The 20,736-nt window shown below is 67.4% G+C and carries 21 protein-coding genes; 14 read left to right on the top strand and 7 right to left on the bottom strand.

Annotated features, from left to right (window positions below; translation table 11 throughout):
- Positions 1 to 51: 51 nt before the first annotated feature.
- The 5 genes from FRW57_RS00905 to FRW57_RS00885 all read left to right on the top strand — a co-directional run bounded on the left by FRW57_RS00905 (position 52) and on the right by FRW57_RS00885 (position 6,651).
- Positions 52 to 1,269, top strand: coding sequence for a 2-methylaconitate cis-trans isomerase PrpF family protein (locus FRW57_RS00905; protein ID WP_152185028.1), 1,218 nt, complete (start codon positions 52 to 54; stop codon positions 1,267 to 1,269).
- On the top strand, positions 1,266 to 2,372 hold the full coding sequence (locus FRW57_RS00900; protein ID WP_137120470.1) for a type 2 periplasmic-binding domain-containing protein: 1,107 nt from the start codon (positions 1,266 to 1,268) through the stop codon (positions 2,370 to 2,372). The genes FRW57_RS00905 and FRW57_RS00900 overlap by 4 nt, the downstream gene beginning before the upstream one ends.
- A 27-nt stretch (positions 2,373 to 2,399) precedes the next feature.
- Positions 2,400 to 4,541: a tripartite tricarboxylate transporter permease gene (locus FRW57_RS00895; protein WP_137120471.1), complete on the top strand. Its 2,142-nt coding sequence runs from the start codon at positions 2,400 to 2,402 to the stop codon at positions 4,539 to 4,541.
- Between the two features lie 32 nt (positions 4,542 to 4,573).
- The gene (locus FRW57_RS00890) at positions 4,574 to 5,665 is read left to right on the top strand and encodes an AbrB family transcriptional regulator (protein ID WP_202911410.1); all 1,092 of its coding nucleotides are present in this window, start codon (positions 4,574 to 4,576) and stop codon (positions 5,663 to 5,665) included.
- Between the two features lie 425 nt (positions 5,666 to 6,090).
- Positions 6,091 to 6,651: a dienelactone hydrolase family protein gene (locus FRW57_RS00885; RefSeq protein WP_202911411.1), complete on the top strand. Its 561-nt coding sequence runs from the start codon at positions 6,091 to 6,093 to the stop codon at positions 6,649 to 6,651.
- An 84-nt stretch (positions 6,652 to 6,735) separates the two neighbouring features.
- On the opposite strand, the gene FRW57_RS00880 is transcribed toward FRW57_RS00885, so the two are convergent.
- Together FRW57_RS00880 and FRW57_RS00875 are read right to left on the bottom strand one after the other, a co-directional pair.
- Positions 6,736 to 7,527, bottom strand: a complete 792-nt coding sequence (locus FRW57_RS00880; RefSeq protein WP_137120473.1) for a 6-phosphogluconolactonase — start codon at positions 7,525 to 7,527, stop codon at positions 6,736 to 6,738.
- Positions 7,524 to 8,672 carry an ROK family transcriptional regulator gene (locus FRW57_RS00875; protein ID WP_162529210.1) on the bottom strand — a complete coding sequence of 383 codons (1,149 nt, stop codon included), beginning with the start codon at positions 8,670 to 8,672 and terminating at the stop codon, positions 7,524 to 7,526. Before FRW57_RS00875 ends, FRW57_RS00880 begins: the two co-directional genes overlap by 4 nt.
- 267 nt (positions 8,673 to 8,939) lie before the next feature.
- Between FRW57_RS00875 and FRW57_RS00870 the strand changes: the two genes are divergently transcribed.
- The 4 genes from FRW57_RS00870 to FRW57_RS00855 all read left to right on the top strand — a co-directional run bounded on the left by FRW57_RS00870 (position 8,940) and on the right by FRW57_RS00855 (position 12,934).
- Positions 8,940 to 10,088, top strand: a complete 1,149-nt coding sequence (locus FRW57_RS00870; protein ID WP_238999239.1) for an extracellular solute-binding protein — start codon at positions 8,940 to 8,942, stop codon at positions 10,086 to 10,088.
- A gap of 2 nt (positions 10,089 to 10,090) precedes the next feature.
- Entirely contained in the window at positions 10,091 to 11,023 is a 933-nt protein-coding gene (locus tag FRW57_RS00865; protein WP_238999232.1) for a carbohydrate ABC transporter permease, read from the top strand.
- Positions 11,024 to 11,114: 91 nt separating this feature from the next.
- Positions 11,115 to 11,975: a carbohydrate ABC transporter permease gene (locus FRW57_RS00860; RefSeq protein ID WP_238384536.1), complete on the top strand. Its 861-nt coding sequence runs from the start codon at positions 11,115 to 11,117 to the stop codon at positions 11,973 to 11,975.
- Positions 11,972 to 12,934, top strand: a complete 963-nt coding sequence (locus FRW57_RS00855; RefSeq protein WP_137120477.1) for a carbohydrate kinase family protein — start codon at positions 11,972 to 11,974, stop codon at positions 12,932 to 12,934. The genes FRW57_RS00860 and FRW57_RS00855 overlap by 4 nt, the downstream gene beginning before the upstream one ends.
- Before the next feature lie 60 nt (positions 12,935 to 12,994).
- Here FRW57_RS00855 and FRW57_RS00850 read toward each other — a convergent pair whose 3' ends face one another.
- Positions 12,995 to 13,762, bottom strand: a complete 768-nt coding sequence (locus FRW57_RS00850; RefSeq protein ID WP_137120478.1) for a TetR/AcrR family transcriptional regulator C-terminal domain-containing protein — start codon at positions 13,760 to 13,762, stop codon at positions 12,995 to 12,997.
- Between the two features lie 135 nt (positions 13,763 to 13,897).
- On the opposite strand from FRW57_RS00850, the gene FRW57_RS00845 reads away from it, so the two are divergent.
- The 5 genes from FRW57_RS00845 (at position 13,898) to FRW57_RS00825 (ending at position 17,167) form a co-directional block, all read left to right on the top strand.
- Positions 13,898 to 14,734 (top strand): DUF2382 domain-containing protein, encoded by an 837-nt coding sequence (locus FRW57_RS00845; RefSeq protein WP_137120479.1) that lies wholly within the window; start codon positions 13,898 to 13,900, stop codon positions 14,732 to 14,734.
- 216 nt (positions 14,735 to 14,950) lie between these two features.
- Complete coding sequence (locus FRW57_RS00840) at positions 14,951 to 15,250, top strand: YtxH domain-containing protein (protein ID WP_137120480.1); 300 nt, start codon at positions 14,951 to 14,953, stop codon at positions 15,248 to 15,250.
- Entirely contained in the window at positions 15,247 to 15,702 is a 456-nt protein-coding gene (locus FRW57_RS00835; RefSeq protein ID WP_238999231.1) for a phage holin family protein, read from the top strand. Before FRW57_RS00840 ends, FRW57_RS00835 begins: the two co-directional genes overlap by 4 nt.
- Positions 15,699 to 16,097: a DUF3618 domain-containing protein gene (locus FRW57_RS00830; RefSeq protein WP_202911412.1), complete on the top strand. Its 399-nt coding sequence runs from the start codon at positions 15,699 to 15,701 to the stop codon at positions 16,095 to 16,097. Before FRW57_RS00835 ends, FRW57_RS00830 begins: the two co-directional genes overlap by 4 nt.
- The gene (locus tag FRW57_RS00825) at positions 16,094 to 17,167 is read left to right on the top strand and encodes a YihY/virulence factor BrkB family protein (RefSeq protein WP_203230162.1); all 1,074 of its coding nucleotides are present in this window, start codon (positions 16,094 to 16,096) and stop codon (positions 17,165 to 17,167) included. The genes FRW57_RS00830 and FRW57_RS00825 overlap by 4 nt, the downstream gene beginning before the upstream one ends.
- Before the next feature lie 103 nt (positions 17,168 to 17,270).
- On the opposite strand, the gene FRW57_RS00820 is transcribed toward FRW57_RS00825, so the two are convergent.
- The 4 genes from FRW57_RS00820 to FRW57_RS00805 form a co-directional block, all read right to left on the bottom strand.
- Positions 17,271 to 18,023, bottom strand: coding sequence for a ZIP family metal transporter (locus FRW57_RS00820; protein WP_137120481.1), 753 nt, complete (start codon positions 18,021 to 18,023; stop codon positions 17,271 to 17,273).
- A 380-nt stretch (positions 18,024 to 18,403) separates the two neighbouring features.
- Positions 18,404 to 19,078, bottom strand: a complete 675-nt coding sequence (locus tag FRW57_RS00815) for a tetratricopeptide repeat protein (protein ID WP_152185025.1) — start codon at positions 19,076 to 19,078, stop codon at positions 18,404 to 18,406.
- A 168-nt stretch (positions 19,079 to 19,246) separates the two neighbouring features.
- Positions 19,247 to 20,149 carry a DMT family transporter gene (locus FRW57_RS00810; RefSeq protein WP_162529209.1) on the bottom strand — a complete coding sequence of 301 codons (903 nt, stop codon included), beginning with the start codon at positions 20,147 to 20,149 and terminating at the stop codon, positions 19,247 to 19,249.
- A 154-nt stretch (positions 20,150 to 20,303) separates the two neighbouring features.
- The gene (locus FRW57_RS00805) at positions 20,304 to 20,570 is read right to left on the bottom strand and encodes a hypothetical protein (RefSeq protein ID WP_152185023.1); all 267 of its coding nucleotides are present in this window, start codon (positions 20,568 to 20,570) and stop codon (positions 20,304 to 20,306) included.
- Positions 20,571 to 20,736 lie beyond the last annotated feature (166 nt).

Genomic DNA, 20,736 nt, shown 5'->3' with positions numbered 1-20,736 from the left:
CATGAAGGTGGCGTGCATTCCGAGTCCAAGTTGCATGCAAAGAGGTGTGTCTTGCGAATCCCCGCAGTGCTGATGCGAGGTGGCACCAGTCGTGCCCTGTTCTTCCACCGGAGGGACCTCCCCGAGGAGCCGACGCTCAGGGACCAGTTCATCCTCGCCGCGTACGGCAGTCCGGACCCCGACCGGCGCCAGGTCGACGGGATCGGTGGCGCCACCTCGAGCACCAGCAAGGTGGCCGTGATCTCGGACGGGAGGGACCGTGGCGTGGACGTGCTCTACCACTTCGGCCAGGTCTCGATCGATCAGGAGCTCATCGACCGGCGGGGCAATTGCGGGAACATCTCAGCGGCGGTGGGACCGTTCGCTGTGGACGAGGGCCTCGTTGAGGCGACCGACCCGGTCACGCTGGTGCGCTTCCTCAACGTCAACACCGACAAGGTGATCGTCGCCCACGTGCCGACCAAGGGCGGGCGCTTCGACCCCACCGGCGACTTCTTCGTGCCGGGAGTGCCGCGGGGCGGCTCGGCGCTGCGGCTGGACTACGAGGATCCGAGCGGTGCGGTCACGGGCAAGCTCCTGCCGACTGGCAACACCACGGACAAGCTCGACGTGCCGGGCGTGGGGACCCTGGAGGTCAGTCTGGTCGACGCAGCGAACCCACTGGCGTTCGTGCGCTGGGAGGACCTTGGCCTCACAGGCCTCGAGTCGCCCGACCAGATCGATGGCGACCCGGAACTGCTGCGCCGGATCGAGGCGGTGCGCTCGCACGCGGCGGTCCTGGCCGGCATCAGCCCCGATGCCGCGACCTCGACCGCGACCAGCCCGTCGGTGCCCAAGCTGACTTTCGTGGGGACGCCGAGGGACTACCAGCGGACCGACGGCACGAAGCAGAGCGCCGGTGAGACGACGCTGCGTGCGTCGATGATGTCGATGGGTCGGCTGCACCGCAGCTACGCGGTCACCGGTGGTATCTGCACGGCCGTCGCCACCATGATCCGTGGCACCATCCCGCACGAGGTCGCGCGCCAAGAGGGGGAAACGGTCCACATCGGGCACCCGTCCGGCGTGTTGCCGCTCGCCGCGGAGGTACATCCCGACGGCGACACGTGGCGGGTTCCATCGGTCTCGGCCTTCAGGACCGCACGCCGGCTGATGGACGGACATGTCATCGTGCCCGACGCCTACCTCACGACAGCAGATCAGAACGCCAGCCACCAGTCGGGCGAGGCCCCGGACCACTTAGTCAACCCCACGGAGGTATACCCATGATGATCATTGGACGGCGCAAGGCCCTTCCCGTCGCCATCGGCCTGGCCGTGGCCGGATCCCTGACGCTGACCGCGTGCAAGGGCACGAGGAGCGATGCTGTGGGTGAGGTGCCGGGCAGCGTGCAGCTCATCGTCCCGTTCGCCGCCGGCGGCGGCACCGACACCTTTGCCAGGGTCCTCGCGCCGCCGCTCGGCAAGGCTCTCGACGGCAGCCCCTCCATCCAGGTGGTCAACCGCGAGGGCGGCGAGAGCATCACGGGGACGAACCAGTTCGTCAAGCAGAACCCCAATGACGGCTCGCAGTTCCTCGTGGCCTCGGCCACCACGACCTACCAATGGCTGCTGGACATCCCCCAGGTCAAGTACGACTTCAACACTCTGAAGCCGCTCATCGTGGCCGGGACCGGCGGGGTCATCTACGCCTCGAAGGACTCCGGCATCAACTCCGTCCAGGACCTGAAGAGTCCGCCGAAGCCGTTGTCCTACGGTGGGATCAGCGCGACCGGTCTCGACCTCAGCACCCTGCTGGCCTTCAACCTGCTGAAGCTCCACCCCAAGGTCACGTTCGGGTTCGAGGGCCGGGGACCGGCCCGTCTGGCCATGCAGCGGGGCGAGACCAACATCGACTACCAGACCACGTCCGCCTACCTCACGCAGGTGAAGCCGATGGTGGACAAGGGTCAGGCCGTGCCGCTGATGTCCTTCGGCGTCCTCGACGACAACGGCAACGTCGTGCGGGACCCGAACTTCAAGGACCTCCCGACGGTGCCTGAGGTCTACCAGATGCTTTATGGGAAGAAGCCGTCCGGTGCCGCCCACGATGCGTATGTCGCGTTCCTCGCTGCAGGCTTCTCCTTCGAGAAGAGCGTGTGGGCCACCCCGGAGACCCCGGAAGGAGTGCGGCAGGCCGTGATCGGCGCCGTGCCGACCCTGAAGGACGACAAGAAGTTCGAGCAGCAGCGCAAGGACTCGCTCGGCGACTACCCGCTGCACTCAGGCCCCGAGGTGAGCAAGGCGCTCAAGAAGGCTTTGACCGTGCCGGACTCGGTCAAGAAGTACGTCTTCGACATGCTCAAGAACGAATACCACACGTCCGTCCAGTAGGACCAGGACCGACCGGAGGACTCCACCATGCTGGATGCTGCGCTGAACGCGCTTGCGGGATTTGCGAACCCTGCCACCTTGATGATGCTCGCGATCGGGGTCGCCGCCGGGTTGGCGATGGGCGTGCTGCCGGGACTGGGAGGCACCGCTGCCGTCGGGATCCTCCTGCCCTTCGTCATCACCCTGGATCCGAGCCAGTCCCTGCCGATCCTGATCGGCGCGGTGGCTGTGGTGCACCACTCGGACGTCATCACGGCGATCCTGCTGCGGGTGCCCGGTTCCGCGTCAGCGGCGGTGATCATGCCGGACGGCAACGCGATGGCCAGGCGCGGCCAAGCGGCGCGGGCCTTGTCCCTGTGCTTCGTGGCGTCGATGATCGGTGGAGCCCTCGGCGCGGTGGGCCTGACCTTCTCGATCCCGATCGCGGAGCCCCTGGTGCTGGCCTTCGGGTCTCCCGAGCTGTTCATGCTCACGATCCTCGGCATCAGCCTCGCCGCGTTGCTGTCCAAGGGCAACATGCTCAAGGGCCTGGTCTCGGCCGGCCTGGGTCTGTTGATCGGCATGATCGGGGCCGCACCGGCCGCTGCGGTCTACCGGTTCTCCTTCGGAGCGGACTCGCTGCTCGACGGAGTGGGCCTCATTCCACTCGCACTCGGCCTGTTCGGCCTCGCTGAGATCGCGCACATGGTGGCTCGCAAGACGGCGATCGCGGAGAAGATCGACATCGGCGGTGGGTGGCTGCAGGGCGCCCGCGAGGCGCTGCGCGAGTGGAAGATGATGCTGCGCGGTGTACTCGTGGGCATGTGGGCCGGCGTGCTGCCCGGCCTGGGTGCCACTGCGGGTACCTACATGGCCTACGGCCAGGCCGCCGCGACAGCGAAGGGCAAGGACCGCAAGGCGTTCGGGAAGGGCAGCCCCAAGGGCCTGGTGGCCGCAGAGAGCGCCGCCAACTCGGTGGAAGCGGGTGACCTCATCCCTACGCTGTTGTTCGGCATCCCGGGCGGTGCACCGGCGGCCCTGTTGCTGGGTGCGCTGCTGGCCTACGGCATTCAGCCGGGGCCGCAGATGCTCACCAACCACCTCGACGTGATGTACACCGTGGTGTGGTCATTCGCGATCGCCAGCGTGGTCGGTTCCGTGGTCTGCTTCTTCCTCGCCAAGCCCTTGGCGAGACTGAGCTTCGTGCCCTTCCAGTACCTTGCCCCCGGACTGCTGCTCATCATGCTGGTCGCGGCGTATGCCGAGTCCGGCCAGTTCGGCGCGATCGTCGCCATGCTCGTCCTGGGTGTCATGGGCTACGTGATGAAGGAAGCCGACTTCCCCCGGGCGCCGTTGCTCATCGGTTTCATCCTCAGCGTGCCCATGGAGCGCTATTACTTCCTTACCGACAGCCTCTACACCACGGGTGAGTGGATCCACCGGCCGTTCGTCATCGTGATGGCCCTGATCCTGCTGGCACCGCTGGCCCTTAAGCTCTTCAACGCGATGCGGAGGCGCCGGTCGGTTGACGACGCCGGATCGTCGGTCACCGACGAGCGCGAGCAGGTGCAGGAGTCGCCTCAGCACGTTCTGGTGGGGGCTTCCGGTGGCAGCTCGCAGCGAGCGACGGGCGATGTGGGTGGCGGGGTTGGTGCGGGGTGGCATGCCACACCGACCGGAGGGGGTTCCGGGGACGCGGAACTTCCTGATGACGCCGAGGAAGGCGGACTCGCGGGATCGAGATGGCCGCTGGTCTTCGGGGTGCTGGTGCTGGGCACGTTCGTCGTAGCCTTCGTTCTGGCTCAAGGCTATGCGTCGCGGGCGCGACTCATGCCGGTCTTTGTGACTGTGCTCGGAATCGCCCTGACCGGTCTGTTCGTCGCGCGCGAAGGGCGAGCCGTCGTCAAGGGCGACCGCCGGGTCCTTTCGTGGAATCTGCGGGTGGCGCAGACCGGGCTGGCCTTCGGCTGGCTGTTGCTCTTCGTGGTCCTCGTCTTCCTCCTTGGATTCTCCGTCGCCACGCTGATCTACGTGCCGCTGTTCCTGATTCGCGTCTCCCGCCTGAGCCCACTGCGGACCGTGGCCTACACCATGGTGGCCGTCGCTGTCCTCGCTGTGGCCTACCTCTACGGCAACATCGACCTCCCCGGCGGCATCCTGTTGCCTGCATTACCTGTCCTGTATGGATAGGGGAACGCCGAGATCGCGTATGGTCGTCCGCCGTGGCGATTGACCCAACCACCTGGCCCGCACAACTGCGTGCGGGCCGGGTGTGGTTGCTGGTCGTCGGGAGCGCCACGGCCGCGATCTTGCTTCTGCGGTTGCTCGGGCTTCCCTCTGCCACGTTGTTCGGCGCGCTGCTCGGCGGAATGTGCTGTGCGCTCAGCCTCCGTCGGCCGCCGAAGCCACCGCGTCGGACCTTCCTCGCCGGGCAGGCGCTGATCGGCGCGACGATCGGAAGCCTGGTCACACCGGCGACGCTGCAGAACGCCTGGAATGCCCGGTTGCCGATCCTGTTGGTCACTCTCTCCACGCTGCTGATCAGCGTGCTCGCAGGACGGTTGATGGCCCAGCGAGGAGAGGTCAGCCGGGTCACGGGTGCGTTTGCGCTGGTGGCCGGCGGCGCTTCCGGGATCAGCGGCATCGCTCGGTCGCTGGGCGCCGACGACCGTGTCGTAGCCGTAGTGCAGTACCTACGCGTCCTTCTCGTGCTCCTCGCGATGCCTGTGGCCGCGGCTGTGTTGGACGGATCGTCGGCTGGCCACCCGAGGCCACCTGTCCAGGCGCACAGTCCGATCTGGGTGGGTCTCGTTCTCGTCGTTCTCGCACTCGCTGTGGGGCTTCCCCTGGCGCGCCTCCTGCACATACCGGCTGGCCCGCTCCTGGGGCCACTGTTGGTCGCCACGGTGGTGGCCGGCAGCGGCTTCCTGCCCGACCCGACGGTGGCGGAGCCGCTTCAGCAGCTCGCCTATCTGCTGATTGGACTCCAGGTCGGCTTGGGTTTCACCAGATCGAGCCTACGCAGCATCGCGTCCTTGCTGCCGACCGCAGTGGGTTTGATCCTTGCTGTGGTGCTTACGTGTGCGGGGCTCGGCTGGGTGCTCACCGCCACCACGGACATGGCGCCACTGGACGCCTACCTCGCGACGACCCCGGGGGGCTTGTACGCGGTGCTCGCCACTGCTGTGTCCTCTGGATCCAACCTCGCGTTGATCCTGGCGACGCAGGTGACTCGTGTGCTGGTCATGCTCCTGGCCGCTCCGGTCCTTGCGCAACTCCTGTCGCGGGAGGGTCAGGGCAAGAGGGAGGGTTGAAGTCTCCGGGCAGGTGGCCGACCAAGGCAGGAGCAGCCACGAGGGGCGGAGTGAAAAGTGGCTTGTGACGGTCGCGGGATGCCGGGTAATGTCCTCCGAGTCGTGACCAAATCGAGGGAGGTGGGCGCCGTGAACAACGCAACCCCATGGGTGCTCCCCCTCTCGTTCACGACTGCGCGACAGCGGTAGCTGTCGCCGGGAGTGCCGCACACGCACTCTCGAAAGGCACCACCATGCAGCTGAAATTCCTCGCGGAGACGTCGTCGGACGACGTCGTCGACCGCAGTTTCACCATCGGAGACATTCCCGGCGTGCTGTGGTCCCCGGTGTCCGTCCCCGCTGGCGCTCCCCTCCTGCTCATGGGCCACGGTGGTGGCCTCCACAAGCGATCGCCGGGCTTGGCGTCACGCGCCCGGGAGGCGGTCGTGCGCGACGGATTCCACGTCGTGGCCATCGACGCGCCCGGTCACGGCGAACGCCGCCGCTCACGTCGGGATCAGCAGTGGGTCGACGCGATGCTCCGCGCCCGAGACGAGGACGAGCCCCTCGCTCCCATCATTGCCCCGTTCAACGGTTCCCTGGCAGAGCGCGCGGTGCCTGAGTGGCAGTTGACGATAGACGCCCTGCAAGAGCTCCCCGGGATCGGCGCCGGTGCGCCGATCGGATACTCCGGCATGACGACGGCAAGCGCCATCGGGATTCCACTCGCAGCGGCCGAACCGCGCATCCGAGCGGCGATCTTCGGCGGCGTGTTCGTGTACGACGCCATCCTGGAGGCCGCACGAAGAGTGACGATCCCGATCGAGTTCCTGCTGCCGTGGAATGACCATGAGATCGATCGCGATTCTGGTTTGGCGCTGTTCGATACCTTCGCCTCGGAAGACAAGACGTTGCACGCCTTCCCGGGATCACACTTCCACGTGCCGACGGAGCGGATCGACACCCGGTTCTTCACCCGCCAGCTGGGCGGGCCGGGCTCACGGTAACAACCAGGGTGACGCGACGCTGGCTGCTCCCCTCAACCCCACTCCATCCTCCGTCGTCCACACTTCCCTTACCCCCGGGCGCCATCATTCGGGCCCGGCACCTGGACGCGTGGCCGTCGTGTCCAGGTAGAGGGAGGGGTGGTGACAGGCGTGCAGGACTGTGGCGGGCCAGCTCTCGTCGTAGGTTGTCGAGTTGAGCAGCCGTGCAGCGGTCACCCTCTTGTCAATTCCGTGCACGACCATCACCGCGCGCGCAGAGTTGGCGACGATGGTGGCCGGGCCCACCGTTACTCCAAAGTGCGGGACGTTCTCGACACGGCCGAACTGGGGGAATGTGGCAACGTTGTCGCGGCGAGTGGTCTCGGGCAACTCGACCACTCGTGACGTTGCCGCGAGATGCGTGCCCGGCGGGTTGAACGCGACATGGCCGTCGGAGGCGCCGCTCGCGAGGATGAAGAGGTCGATGCCGCTCTCGTGCAGCCGCTGTTCATGGGCGTCAGGATCGGCGGCGTCGGGCACCCACACCGCGGACGGGCCCCGTCCCGGCCCCGCCGCCCGAGCAAGTGGCCCGGCGATCTCGCGGGCGGCAAAGCCCGCGCAGCTGTAGGAGGCGGCTGGGTCGACGTTGCGGTATCGACCGTTCACGCTCTCGACGTACTCGTCCATCATGGCAACGACCACCCGGCTCAGGTCGAGCTTGCGCAACCGGACCTGTGTGGCCAGCGCCGCGTACACCGGGCGCGGCGAGCGGCCACCTGGGCAGCCCAACACGTACGGTCGGCGTTCTGCCATTGCTGCGGTGATGCCGTTGGCGATCTCGATCGCCAACGTCTCACCGAGTTGTGCGGGGGTGTCGAAGACGGTCGACTCGGTCATGACGAGGCCTCTTTCGGATTCGACTGCAGGAGGCTCCACGCGTCGTCGACCGCGGACAGGACGGCCCCGATCAGGGACCCGCGATCCGCGAGAGTACTCGTCACCACCGGCGAGGGCGCGGGGAGTAGTTCGGCGCACGTCTGTGACACCGATTCGAGCAACAACTGGTTACGTCCGATACCTCCGCCGAGGACGACCAGCTCGGGATCGACCACGCTGCAGACGGCCACCACGGCCAAGCCGATTCGACGGCCCTCATCGGCTACGAGCCGGCGTGCGGCTCTGTCACCTTGCTCGGCCCGGTGGAACAGCTCTGCCACGTCTTGCGGTGGGTCTGCATCCCATCGGGCAGACTGGGCGCGATCCAGTAGGCCGGCCGCTGCGGTCTCAGCCTCGAAATTGCCGCTCGCGCGGTGTTCCTTGGCGAGCGGGCGCCGGCCGAGGGGAAGGTAGGCGATCTCGCCGGCGGCACCGTGAGCGCCCCGCAGCAGGCGACCTCCGTGCATGATCCCAAGTCCGATTCCGGCACCTATGGCCAGGTGCACGAAAGTGCCGACTCCTTCGGCAACACCTGCCCTCGCCTCACCCACGGCGGCAAGATTGACATTGTTTTCCACCCGGAGCGGCGGATCGAGTCGGTCACGCAACGCTGTCAGATCAATGATCCCGTCCGTTCTGACGTTGTAGGCAAAACGCGCCTGGGTGGATCCTCGGTCGATCACGCCGGGCGTGCTGACAACGATGGACGCAAGTGCGCAGCCGTCGCCGCCAAGCACCGCGGTCGCCTCCTTGTGAACCTGTCTGATGAGTCGTCGGACCTGTTGCTGGACGCGGCTCCCGGTGGTGCGCTCGTGGCGCTCAGCCAGGATCTGGCCGTGCAAGTCGGCAACCGCGACTCGCGTGTTCGTGCCGCCGATGTCCACCCCGGCGACCAAGGACGCCCGGGCGTTGATGGCGTAGACACGCGGGTTTCGCCCAACCGCCCCAGCGGTTCGGCCGCGATTCACCACCAGGCCAGCGGCTTCCAACGAGACGATCGCCTCCGAGATCGTGGGCTTGCTGAAGCCCGTGGCGGCAGCAAGCTCTGGACGAGTCGCGTCTCGTAGGCGCAGCTCTGCGAGGACAGCCACGTCGCGTGGGCCCATCGCCATACGCCGCTCCTTGTGAGAATGGTTGACACCCGGCGTTGCACCGAGGATGCTGATAATACGTTAGTAAGGTAACCGAATAAAAGGAGTCCCGCTGTGTCCACCTCGACATCACAGCTGCCTCGCAGGACCTTTCTCGCGGGGGTGGCCGGGCTGGGGGCCGTCGGAGCACTGGCGGCGTGCAGCAGTGGCTCCGAAGCGCCTTCGTCCAGCGGAGGAGGCTCAACCCCCGGTCAACTCCAGGGCACGATCAACGGCTTGTTCATGAAGCAGGCGGGTTACTCCGAGCAGCACATCCGTCAGATGGCTGCGGCGTTCAAGAAGGCCAACCCGGGCGTGACGGTCAATATGGAGTTCGTCGCTTACGAAGCGCTCCACGACAAGATCGTGGCGGCGGCAGCTGCGGGCACCTACGACCTGGTATTCATCGACGTCATCTGGCCCGCCGAGCTCGCGAGCAAGGGCCTCATTGCCGACATTTCCGATCGGATCCCGGCCAACTGGTCGACCGACATTCTCCCCGGCGCGCTCAACTCCGCCGTCTATCAGAAGAAGTTCTATGGCATCCCGTGGCTGCTGGACACCAAGTACTTCTACTTCAACAAGGCGATGCTGTCCAAAGCAGGTATCGAGCCGAGTTCAGTCACGACGTGGGACGGTGTGGCCGCCGCCGCCAAGACCTTGAAGAGCAAGGGCATCGTCAAGTACCCACTGATGTGGTCCTGGTCCCAGGCCGAAGCGGTCATCTGCGACTGGGCCGCGCTGACCGCCTCCTTCGGGGGCAAGCTCTTCGACGATTCCGGCCAGCCGGCCTTCACTTCGGGAGGTGCGGTGCAGGCGCTGGAGTTCATGCGTAGGACGTTGGTCGATGGCCTGACCAATCCATCTTCGACGCAGTCACTCGAGGATGACGTCGTCAAGGTGGTCAGTGCCGGCGACGCTGCCATGGGACTGAACTGGACGTACATGTTCGCCGCCGCGAACGACCCGAAGCAGTCCAAGGTCGCAGGCGACGTCGTGATCACCGAGGTTCCGAACGGGGGTGCTGGCCGGATGAGCGTGAACGGGTCGTCCGCCTTGTCGATCACCGCGACGACGAAGAACCCTGATGCCGCGTGGGCCTTCGCCAAGTTCGTCTCGAGCCAAAAGATCCAGGAAAAGTATGTCTCGGACTCGCTGCCGATCTGGAAGGCGTCCTACGACTCCCCGTCGGTCATCAAGAGCGCGCCCGAAGTCGTGCCCGTGGCCAAGGAGCAGCTGGCGAACATGGTCAACCGGCCCCAAGTGGTGAACTACAACGCGATCTCCCAGAAACTGCAGGTAGCCGTCCAGAAGGCGCTGCTCGGCGAGGTCGACCCCAAGCAGGCGATGACCACTGCCGCCGGAGACGTCGAGCAGATCCTCAAGCAGTGACCGTGGGCTCGTCGGCGGTGTCGACGACGCCGCCGGGTCGGCGTCATCGGCGCAGGAACGGCCGAGCGGCCCTGCTCTTCCTCGCGCCCGCGGGGCTGGTCGTGTTCGGCTTGGTGGCCTGGCCGATCATCCGCACCGGGTGGTTGTCCTTCCACCGGGTCATCTCCCCGCTGCCCACCGTGCCCACCGAATCCGTCGGACTACGCAACTTCTCCACCGCGCTCACCGACCCTGCCCTGATCTCGGCCGCCGGTCGCACCCTCTACTTCACCCTCGTCTCGACGGCTGCGGAGCTGACGTTCGGGATTGCGCTCGGTGTCCTGATGGCCCAGCGTCTGAGGTTCCGTTGGCTTTTGCGAGCAGCGGTCCTGCTCCCATGGGCCCTGCCAACGGTGGTCAACGCCGCCATGTGGCGGTACATGCTCAATGCCGACTACGGCCCCGTGAACGCCTTGCTGACCCAGGTTGGGCTGATCGACGGCTACCGTTCCTGGTTGGGAACCCCGCTCTCGGCCCTTCACATGATCATCATCGCCGACGTGTGGAAGAACACCTCAATCGCGGCGTTCTTCGTTCTGGCCGGCCTCACCGTGATCCCCCGCGACCTGATCGAGGCGGCGGAGGTGGACGGCGCCGGCACGATCCGCCGCTTCTTCGCCATCACCTTGCCGTTGTTGCGTCCGGTCATCGCGGTGGTGCTCGTACTGCGCACGATCGAAGCGTTCAAGGTGTTCGACATCGTCTTCGTCATGACCCGGGGCGGACCGGCCGACGGCACCCAGACCGTTGCCCTCTACGCCTACATCACCGCCTTCTCGAACCAGAGCTTCGGCTACGGCTCTGCCGTCGCACTGCTCATCGTGCTGGTGGTGCTCGTCCTGGCAATGATCTACATCCGCCTGCTCACCTCCAGCTCAGGACCGGAGGACCGCTGACATGAGTCTCGAACACTCGGCGAGCCAGCGAGAGGCTGGTGGAAACGCGACCCGCCAACCCGCCAGTCGCCGGGAAACGGGCCGTCGGCCGGTGACTCGTCGTCACCGGCGAGATGCACACGCACCATGGTGGCAGCACCTGCTCGCGTTGCTCGTCGTGATCGTGTTCTTGGCTCCGTTCGCCTGGCTGGCCATCGCGTCGATCACCCCGGCCGGTGCCCTGCTGGATCGACCGTTGCGGTGGTGGCCCAAGACGCTGGACCTCTCGCGCTGGTCCGCCATCGCCACCGGCGGTGCGGCGACGCCCGCGGGGGGCTTCCGGCAAGCCATGATCAACTCGACGATCGTCGCCCTCGGCACCGTGGCGCTGTCGCTTACGGTCGCCGTCCTCGGAGGTTACGCCCTGTCGCGCCTTCGCTTCCGCGGCCACCGAATGGTCCTGCTCGGCTTCCTCAGCACCTACATGATGCCGCCGATCGCCATCGTCATCCCGCTCTACCTCATCCTCGTCCAGTTCGGTCTGCTGGACTCCAAGATCGGACTGATCCTGGTCTACTCGAGTTTCATCACCCCGTTTGTGCTCTGGACGCTGACCGGGTTCTTCGACACGCTGCCCAGGGAGCTGGACGAGGCGGCCACCGTGGACGGCGCTGGCCGGCTGCGGATCCTGGTGCAGGTCCTGTTGCCGTTGTGCCGGCCCGGGATCTTTTCCGCGGTGCTCTTCGCCAGCCTGCTGTGCTGGGACGAATTCCTCTACGCCCTGATCTTCACCTCGTCCTCGTCGTCCAAGACGATCCCGGTCGCCGTCGCGGAGTTCAGCGGCAAGTTCTCAACAGATTTCGGGCTGGTTTCCGCCGGAGGACTGCTGGCGGCCTTGCCGCCGGTGATCGTCGCCCTGATCTTCCAGCGGCACATTGCCGCAGGCCTGGCCGCAGGCGCGGTGAAGGGATGAGTCGGGTCCTCATCGTGGGGAACGCCAACGCGGACGTCCTGGTCAATGGGGTCACCGAGCTGCCACCACCCAGCACCGACACCCACGTCGAGGAGATCACCGTCCGAGCAGCGGGCCCCGTGCTGAACACGGCCTTCATCCTCTGTGCGCTCGGCGACACGGCTCCCGACCTGCTCTCCACCATCGGTGACGACTCGTTGGGCCAACTGGTGCGGGACGAGTGCCAGCAACACCACCTGCCGGCGGATGGCTTGATCTCGATCCCCGACTGCCGCACCGGCGTGTCGGTGGCGATCGAGGGCCCGGAACGGCCCCGAGCGTTCCTGACCGACCTGGGTGCCTTGGCTCGCTTCGAGCCGGACCACCTACCGCGGTCGCTCACCGGCGTCGGAGATCTCCTGTCTTGCGGCTATTTCTGCACCCCACAACTGCGTGGAGAACCCACTCGCCGTTTGCTGTCCCGGGCCGTCGCTGCCGGGGTGCGGACCTGGCTGGACTGTGGCTGGGATCTCGAGTCCTGGGCCGGTGCGGGTAGGGACGAGATCCTCGCGCTTCTGCCGCAGGCAGACGTGTTCGTGCCGAACATCGAAGAAGCCGAAGCCCTCACCGGCAAGTCGGACCCGGTAGAGGCCGGCACCGTGCTCGCGGCGCTGACACGCCACGGCGTGGTCATCAAAGCCGGCGAGCATGGCGCATTCTGGGTCGGGGGCGACGGGCACGTCACCCACGCCCCGGCGCCCGAGGTCCCGTTGGCAGACACCACGGGGGCAGGTGATGCCCTCAACGCCGGCATGATCTACGGCCTGCGGCACGGCCTGTCGATCGACGAAGCGCTACGCCTGGGAGTGCAGGTGGCCAGCACCGTGGTCGCCAGGAGCAGCGCCGAGCGCTGGGATCCGCTTCCGGAGTTCGGCGTCGAACCAGCTCGCGGCCGAGGCACACCGATCCGAGCCACGTAGCGTCCGGAGCCAGCGTCCCCGAAGCCTGGCGCAGGGCCCCGCCTGCGAGGGAAGTACGGGTCAGGATTCGGCTCGCATCAGCGCGATTCGGTTCAACAGGTCTTCGAGTGACTCCTCGAATTCCACTGCGGAGTGGTCCTCTGCCAATGCCTTGCCGAGTCGGGATACGACGGGGTAGGGCGTCAGGGTCTTGCCCAGGTCCTGGCTGTTCTGGCTGTCTTCGAGGACGTCGAGGGGTCCGACGTCTCCGCCGTGGGCGGTGACCTCCAGCAGTAGGTGGCCGAGCAGGAAGCTGGTGAATGCGCGGTAGGCGGACACGGTGGCCGTGTCGTTGAAGCCCTCGCTGCGCAAACCGTCCAGGAACGCCTCGACCCATGCCAAGCTGCGCAGGGGGGGACGTAGCCACGGTGCCTCCGGTGGGCGGGAGGCCACGAGCGGAAAGGCTTTGGGGTGGGCGAGGGCCACCCGACGCACCCCGTGCGCGAGCCGTTGCAGATAGTCCTGCCAGCCGTCCTGCGGGCGGGCGAGGACGTCTTCGTCGCGGTGCATCTGGTCCATGATGGAGTCGACCACCGCGTCCAGGAGTGCTTCACGACCTGACACGTATCGGTAGAGCGACATGGCCTCGACACCGAGGACGCCTCCGAGCCGGCGCATCGAGAGGCCGGGCAGGCCGAACTCGTCGATGTAGCCGACGGCGGCGTCCACGATGCGGTTGCGGTCCAGCGGTACCCGTGCGGAAGGGGGCTGGCGACCGTCGACGACAGTGGCGTCGGCGTCGGCGACCGGCCTGGCGACATCCACCGCGTCGTCCCGCTCGGTGGGCATGGGTTCCTCCTTCGTCGGCTGTCTCCATGCTAGGGAACGTCTCTTGACGCATGTGACTTACGGTGTAACCCTTACGGCGTAAGTGCCACAGGAACGGTCTGGCATCAGCGCACGAGATGGAGGAGACGGTCGTGATTGGAACTGAGCAGCTCGAGCAGATTTCAGGGTCTGGACGTGGTGGACGGCAGCGGGAAGAAGGTGGGCTCGGTCGGGCAGGTCTACCTCGACGACGAGTCGGGGCAGCCGGAGTGGGTGACCGTCAAGACCGGGATGTTCGGCACCGGCGAGTCCTTCGTGCCGCTGTCCGAGGCCTCCTTCGACGGTGGCGCGGTCTCGGTCCCGTTCGACAAGGACAAGGTGAAGGACGCTCCTCGGGTGGATGCCGATGAGCATCTGGACCCTGAGCAGGAGCGGGAGCTGTACCGCTACTACGGCCGGGACTATGGAACCGCGGCCGCGGCCGCAGGAGGACGCCAGACCGAGTCGGGCACCGGCCGGGCGGCATCCGGACGGACTGAGAACGCCGTCGACGCCGAGCGCGGTGGTCCCGGGAGCGACGCCTCTGGGCCCAACACCGACGAGGCGATGACTCGTTCGGAGGAGCGGCTGGAGGTGGGTACCGAGAGCCGTGAGAGCGGCCGAGCGCGGTTGCGCAAGTTCGTGGTCACCGAGAACGTCACTCAGACGGTGCCGGTCAGCCACGAGGAGGTGCGTATCGAGCGCGAGCCGATCACCGACGCGAACCGGGACGAGGCGATGAGTGGAGGCGAGATCACCGAGGAGGAGCACGAGGTGACCCTGCACGAGGAGCGCCCGGTGACCCGCAAGGAGACCGTGCCGGTCGAGCGGGTCCGGCTTGACACCGAGACCGTGACCGACCAGGAGCAGGTGAGCGAGCAGGTCCGCAAGGAGCAGATCGAGGCGGACGAAGACCGCGGACGGGACGCCTCGGTCGACCGTGGCCGCGAGTAGGTCCTGGGCGACAAGCTCGGCCTGTAAGCGGCCGCAGCTGGACCATGGCCACCGAACGCACGTCTGCGTTCGGTGGCCGTGGCCTGATCCCGGTCTGAACAGCCCGGCCCGTCGGGGGAGTCTGGCATGGGCTCGGCCTCGCGGCGATCCGGGCACCGCTACGGGGTCAAGAAAAGCCACTGTTTCCCATGCATTCCACAAGGAACGGAGTTCGACATGTTGGGTAAGGCAGCGTTGGTCGTGGGACTGGGCGCCGGCTACGTGCTCGGGGCCCGAGACGGCCGAGCACGGTACGAACAGATCAAGACCGAGGCCAAGCGCCTGTGGCACGACCCGAAGGTCCAGGAAAAGGCGGCCCAGGCGCAGGAGCTGGTCAAGCAGAAGGCGCCCCAGGTCCAGGAGAAGGTCGCGGACGCGGCACGGAGGGCAGGCAACCAGGTCAACCGGGACCACGAGGACGACTCCACGGCGACCGGCGCGCCCCCGGCACCCTCCACGGCAGGCGGCGGCCTGTGAGGGCGGACCCGTCCGGCGCCACCCCGGTGGATCGCCCGGCCCGGGACCTGGCTACCGACGCTTCGAGCGGAGAAGCCTCCACCGGTGAGCTGGTCGCCCGGCTGACCCAGCAGTCCAGCCGGTTGATTCGTGACGAGCTGCAACTCGCGAAGGCGGAGATGGCGGCCAAGGCCAAGCACGCGGGAGTCGGCGCCGGGCTCTTCGGCGGGGCCGGCATCTTGGCCCTGTTCGGGTTCGGGGCTCTGATCACCACCGCGATCCTGGCGCTGGCCCTGTTGCTGCCTGCGTGGTTGTCCGCGCTGATCGTCACCGTGGTGCTGTTCGCCATCGCCGGGATCGTCGCGCTGGTCGGGAAGAAGCAGACCAGTCTGGCCACCCCAGCGGTCCCGGAGAAGACCATCGACAGCATCAAACATGACGTGGAGACCGTCAAGGAAGCAGGAACGTCGTGACCACACCCCAGCAGCCACAGACCGACGCGGCGCCGATCGACGGCAGCGAGGCGGCGGATCTCGAGCAGATCCAGGCGAACATCGAGCAGACCCGCGAGCAGCTCGGTGAGACCGTCGAGGCGCTCACCAGCAAGCTTGACGTCAGGTCCCGGGCCAAGAGCAAGATCACCGACGTCCAGAACCAGGCGATCGGCACCCTCCACACGGGACGGGCACGCGTGTTCCAGTTGACGCAGTCGGCTCGACGCTCCACCACCGACGAGCACGGCGAACCCACGCCAGTCGTCATCGCCGCCGCAGCGGGGGTGGCAGCCGTGCTGGTGAGCGTGCTCGTGGCGGGGTGGAGAAGGCGTCGAAGCACGACGCCGGTGCTCGACCGGGTCCGGCGCCGGTGAGCTCGCCGTCCGGGCGCACCGACGGCGCGAGAACAGGTGACTCCACCCAGGCCGATTCCCCCGGCACGAAGCCCGATTCGCCGGGGGACCTGACCAAGCCCTCCTGGGGGTACGTCCTGCGACGGACCCTGCGGGAGTTCTCCAGAGACCAGTGCACCGATCTGGCAGCGGCGTTGACCTACTACGCGGTGCTGGCCCTGTTCCCCGCACTGATTGCCGTGCTGTCCCTGGTCGGCCTGGTCGGTCAAGGGCCGAAGACGGTCAAAACCCTCCTCGGCATCCTCAACACTGTGGGGGTCTCGTCTCCGACCCTCGAGCAGACCATCACCCAGCTGAGCAACACCCCCGGTGCCGGCATCGCCCTGGTCGTCGGGCTGGCGACTGCCTTGTGGTCGGCGTCGGGGTACGTCGGCTCCTTCGGCCGGGCGATGAACCGGGTCTACCAGATCGACGAGGGCCGCCCGATCTGGAAACTTCGGCCGGTGATGCTGCTGGTCACCCTGATCACGGTGGTCCTGGCAGCACTGGTGCTGGTCGGTCTGGTGATCAGCGGGCCGGCGGCCAAGGCGGTCGGGGACGCCGTCGGGCTCGGCGCGACCGCTGTCCTGGTGTGGAACATCGCCAAGTGGCCGGTGATGCTGGCCGTCGTGGTGCTGATCGTGGCGCTGCTTTACTACGCCACCCCCAACGTGAAGCAGCCGAAGTTCAAGTGGATCAGCGTCGGCGCACTGGTCGCGATCCTCACCTGGGTGCTGGCCTCGGCGGCCTTCGGCTTCTACATCGCCAACTTCTCCAGCTACAACAAGACCTACGGCTCGCTCGCCGGGGTGATCGTCTTCCTGCTCTGGTTGTGGATCACCAACCTCGCGTTGCTGTTTGGTGCCGAGCTCGACGCCGAACTCGAACGCGGCCGGCAGCTGCAAGCCGGAATGGCCGCCGAGCAGACCCTCCAGCTGCCGCCACGCGACACCCGCAACATCGAGAAGGCCCAAGCCAAACAGGACCAAGACATCGCACGAGGCAGACGGCTGCGACAAAGCCAGGGCCAGAGCCACGAGCACGAGGACTAGGTCGTCGACGCTCATCGGGAACACAGCAACAAGCCGGCCCAGATCTAGACCAAGACGTCGCGCCGCTTTGCCCGCCGCGATATCGGGCTGTGCGGTTTCCTGCTCAGTACTGGCTGAGCAGGAAGGAGAGCGTGAACCCCAGGGCGGTCACCAGCCCGGTCATCGGGCCGCCCCGCTCGAAGGCCTCCGGCATCATCGTGTCTGCCAGCATCGTGATGATCGCGCCGGCTGCGAAGGCCTGAACGCCGCCGACCACGACGTCCGGGGCCAGCCCGAGCACGACGTAGCCCAAGAGTGAGGAGATCGCAGAAGCGGCCGTTACCGCCGACCACAAGCTCAGAATGTAGCGAGTCGACTTGCCGTTCTTCCGCATCCCAGCCGAGGACGACCACCCCTCCGGCACGTTGGACAAGAACACCGCTACCACCATGGGGACTCCGACCGACCCTCCACCGAGCAGGGTGATGCCGATCGCCGCGGACTCCGGTATGCCGTCCAGCAGGGCTCCCAGCGCGAGTGCCATTCCTCCACCACCGCCATTTGTGGCTTGGTGGCCGTCAGACCCCTTCTGGCCGCGCGACCTCTTGCGGTCTTTGCCACCGTGGTGGTCCAGGATCCAATCGCCGCCAAAAAAGGCCAGAGCTCCAAGAGCCATGCCCACCGTCACGGCGGCCACGCCGCCCTTGTCGAACGCCTCTCGGGTAAGCGAGAAGGCCAAGGCGCTGATGAGGACCCCGGCGCCGAACGCCATGATCACGCCGATCAATCGTGGCGACGCCTTGAGGTAGACACCAGCAAGCGCACCCAAGAGCACGGCGCCGCCCGCAACACCACCCCACAAAAGCGCCCACCACATCGTTCCGACCCCTCCTCACCCTCGACCTCACTGCGGCACTGGTGTCGATCTTGGAGCACGCGGGGACCGTCCGCATCTTGAGAGGCCCAGGTGTCGCCGCCGACACCGCAACGCGGTCGTCCACGGCGCGCCAGCCGGCGCCGCGGTGGCCGCCCTAACCACGCAGGTCAGCTGCTCGCCGAGACGATGGGCCGGCCCCGGCGCCGTCTCAGGCAGGCCGAGATAGTGGCGCAGATCGGCAACGAGCACGCTCGGATGCTACCGGGACAAGGGGCGTACGCCCACGTCGGCCTGAGCCTCGACGCCTACGAACTTGGTGGCAAACGCTGCCCTGCATCGCCAGCGGAGCGCCGCGTCTGTGCGGCCGGCCGCGAACGCGGTCAAAACAGGTCGAGGACGGTGTTTGCACCTTCTCTGCTCAACACCGCGCGTGTGGGCAGGGAACCGACGGCCCCCTCCTCAACGGGGTCTTCGGCGTCGGTGGCCAGCTCGGCGCGGCTCTCGAGCACGATCTGCAGGGCCGCCTCGTCGTAGTCATCGGGCGGGAAGCCCAGCGCGCGTCGTACCCGCAACCGTCCGATCAGCAGCATGGCCCAGTCCATCTGGGCGTCCTGCCGCTCGGCGAGCAGCGCCCCACGGGTGAGCCAGCGGTTGGCCTCCTCCAGCCTCCCGGCGGCCTCCCACGCCTCACCGACCAGGTGGTAGGTCGCCGCTGTGTTCGGCCGGCTCCGCCGCAACTCCTCAGCGGCCTGCTCGGCCTCGCTGGTGCGGCCCAGATCCAGCAGCGCCTGCACCACGAAGCCACGCGCGTCCGGGCTGGTGACCTCCGGCCGCTCAGCTGCGCGCAGATAGGCCTCCAGGGCGCTGGCGTACTCCTCCGCCAGGGCGAACTGTTCTCCCGCGCCGACCAGCAGGTCGGCGACCGGCACCTCGTCGCGCTCGTGCGGGTGATCGGCCCAGGCCAGCATCTGCCGGGCAAGGTCGCGGTGCCCACCGGCACCGGCCGCCCGCGCGGCCTTCTCGTCCAGGAGCTCTTCGGTCAGCGGCGCACGCATGCGGTTCAGGGTAAGCGTCGAGCCCAGACCCCTCACGGCCCGGGCTCCACCACGGGCGTCCCACATGACAGACCTCTGCGGACCATCGCCGATCCCCACGCAGAACCTGACCCCCGTCGCCAGCAGAGGTTCGTTGTGCGGCACAGAGTCTGCTGAGTTCGGCAACGGCTAGGAACCGTGCCGGCGGAATGCGGCGGCCAGGTAGGTGCCGATCAGTACCAGGGCGGCGCCGGTCAGGAAGGTGGATGATAGGTGGTCGCCCAGGATCGCCGCCGATAGGGTCAGGCCGGAGACGGGCTGGAGGAACATCAACGCCCCGGCCTGCCCGGCGGGTACCGCGCGCACGCCCCAGAACCACACGATGAAGCCGGCGAAGGTCACCACCAGCGCGAGGTAGGCCAGCATCAGCCAGCCGGCCAGGGTGGGAGCCTGCGGCTGGGTGCTCGCCTGCCACATGCCCAGGGGAAGGGAGGTGATGGCACCGCCGATGCATCCGGTCTCGATGAACACCAGCGGTTCGACACGTCGCAATGCGGCCTTGCCGAGCACCGTGTAGAGCGCCAGCGCCGCACCGGCGGCCAAGACGATCAGCCCGCTCAAAGCGCTCCCGTTCGGGGGCCAGTCCTCTGCCAGCCCGCTCACCAGGACCACGCCGGCCAGGGCGAGGACCAGTCCCGCCGCGCTGGCGAGGGTCACCTTCTCTTGCAGGACCACGGCCGCGAGGATCGCGATCCACAGCGGCGCCGTCACCATCAGCACCGTGGCGCTGGCGGCGTCGGTTCCGGCCGTTCCGATGGCCTGCAATGCCTGAGTCCCGGTGTAGCCGATGACGCCCAGCCCGGTGGCGACGGCGCCCTGTTTCCAGCCCAGTCGGATGATCGGGCCGATCCCGACCAGCCACCCGAACAGCAGCGCTGCCACCACCAGCCGCAGCGCCGTCAAGACCAGTGGGGAAAAGCTCGCCAGCGCCACCTTGGTGGCCGGCAACGAACCGCCCCACACCAGATTGAGAACCGTCAGTGCCACAAGGGCCGCCTTCGCCGACGGCTCTGCGGGCAGCAACCGGCTCAATACCCTCACGGTGTCAACGCTTGGGCGCCGTCAACGCTTGGGCGCCGCGCACGCGGCCAGCGTAAGCGGCAGGCGTGAAAGAGTTGCCGCCCACCCCGGCGGTTCACCATCAGATGGGGTGCCGTCAGCGGGCCGGGCCCGGGGGCCCTCACCCTCAGTCTTGGGTGCTTTCGCGGCGCGCCTGGCTGAGCAGGGCCAGGGCAGCCTCCCGCGGTGAGGTGAAGGTGCGCGCGAGCACCCGCCCGCCGGGTCGGACCGCTTCGAACCCGTACTGCTCAGGTGTGAGCCTGCGGCGAAGGACGCGGCCGACCAGTTCGTCGCCGACCGCGACCGCGAGGGCACCCGAGGCCAGCAGGCCGATAGCCACCTCCCGGTGCGGCTGGAGGTGGTCCTTCGCGGATCGGTGGTCAAGGGCAGACACAACCTGAAGATCATGCCAGCAGTCATCCCGCTCGGCGCGGTGCCACGCCTGCCCAGGTGGCTTCCCGCGGGCGCTGGTTGATCCCCACGGGCGCTGCTCACCGCTTCCTTGTGTTCCCCGGCCCGCGGCGGGCGACGGCGGCGGGCAGACCGCCGGCCTGCGGCGG

Source organism: Segeticoccus rhizosphaerae (genome assembly GCF_009192725.1).
Taxonomy (GTDB): Bacteria; Actinomycetota; Actinomycetes; order Actinomycetales; family Dermatophilaceae; genus Segeticoccus; species Segeticoccus rhizosphaerae.
This window is presented reverse-complemented; position numbering and strand designations above follow the sequence as displayed.

What these genes read in the sequence shown, in the direction of transcription:
- FRW57_RS00880 (WP_137120473.1), bottom strand. Translation starts at nt 7,527, where the DNA reads ATGACCGAGTCGACCGTCTTCGACACCCCCGCACAACTCGGTGAGACG.
- FRW57_RS00815 (WP_152185025.1), bottom strand. Translation starts at nt 19,078, where the DNA reads ATGCGTGCGCCGCTGACCGAAGAGCTCCTGGACGAGAAGGCCGCGCGG.
- FRW57_RS00870 (WP_238999239.1), top strand. Translation starts at nt 8,940, where the DNA reads ATGAAGCAGGCGGGTTACTCCGAGCAGCACATCCGTCAGATGGCTGCG.
- FRW57_RS00820 (WP_137120481.1), bottom strand. Translation starts at nt 18,023, where the DNA reads ATGTGGTGGGCGCTTTTGTGGGGTGGTGTTGCGGGCGGCGCCGTGCTC.
- FRW57_RS00850 (WP_137120478.1), bottom strand. Translation starts at nt 13,762, where the DNA reads ATGCCCACCGAGCGGGACGACGCGGTGGATGTCGCCAGGCCGGTCGCC.
- FRW57_RS00895 (WP_137120471.1), top strand. Translation starts at nt 2,400, where the DNA reads ATGCTGGATGCTGCGCTGAACGCGCTTGCGGGATTTGCGAACCCTGCC.
- FRW57_RS00840 (WP_137120480.1), top strand. Translation starts at nt 14,951, where the DNA reads ATGTTGGGTAAGGCAGCGTTGGTCGTGGGACTGGGCGCCGGCTACGTG.
- FRW57_RS00855 (WP_137120477.1), top strand. Translation starts at nt 11,972, where the DNA reads ATGAGTCGGGTCCTCATCGTGGGGAACGCCAACGCGGACGTCCTGGTC.
- FRW57_RS00900 (WP_137120470.1), top strand. Translation starts at nt 1,266, where the DNA reads ATGATGATCATTGGACGGCGCAAGGCCCTTCCCGTCGCCATCGGCCTG.
- FRW57_RS00875 (WP_162529210.1), bottom strand. Translation starts at nt 8,672, where the DNA reads ATGGGCCCACGCGACGTGGCTGTCCTCGCAGAGCTGCGCCTACGAGAC.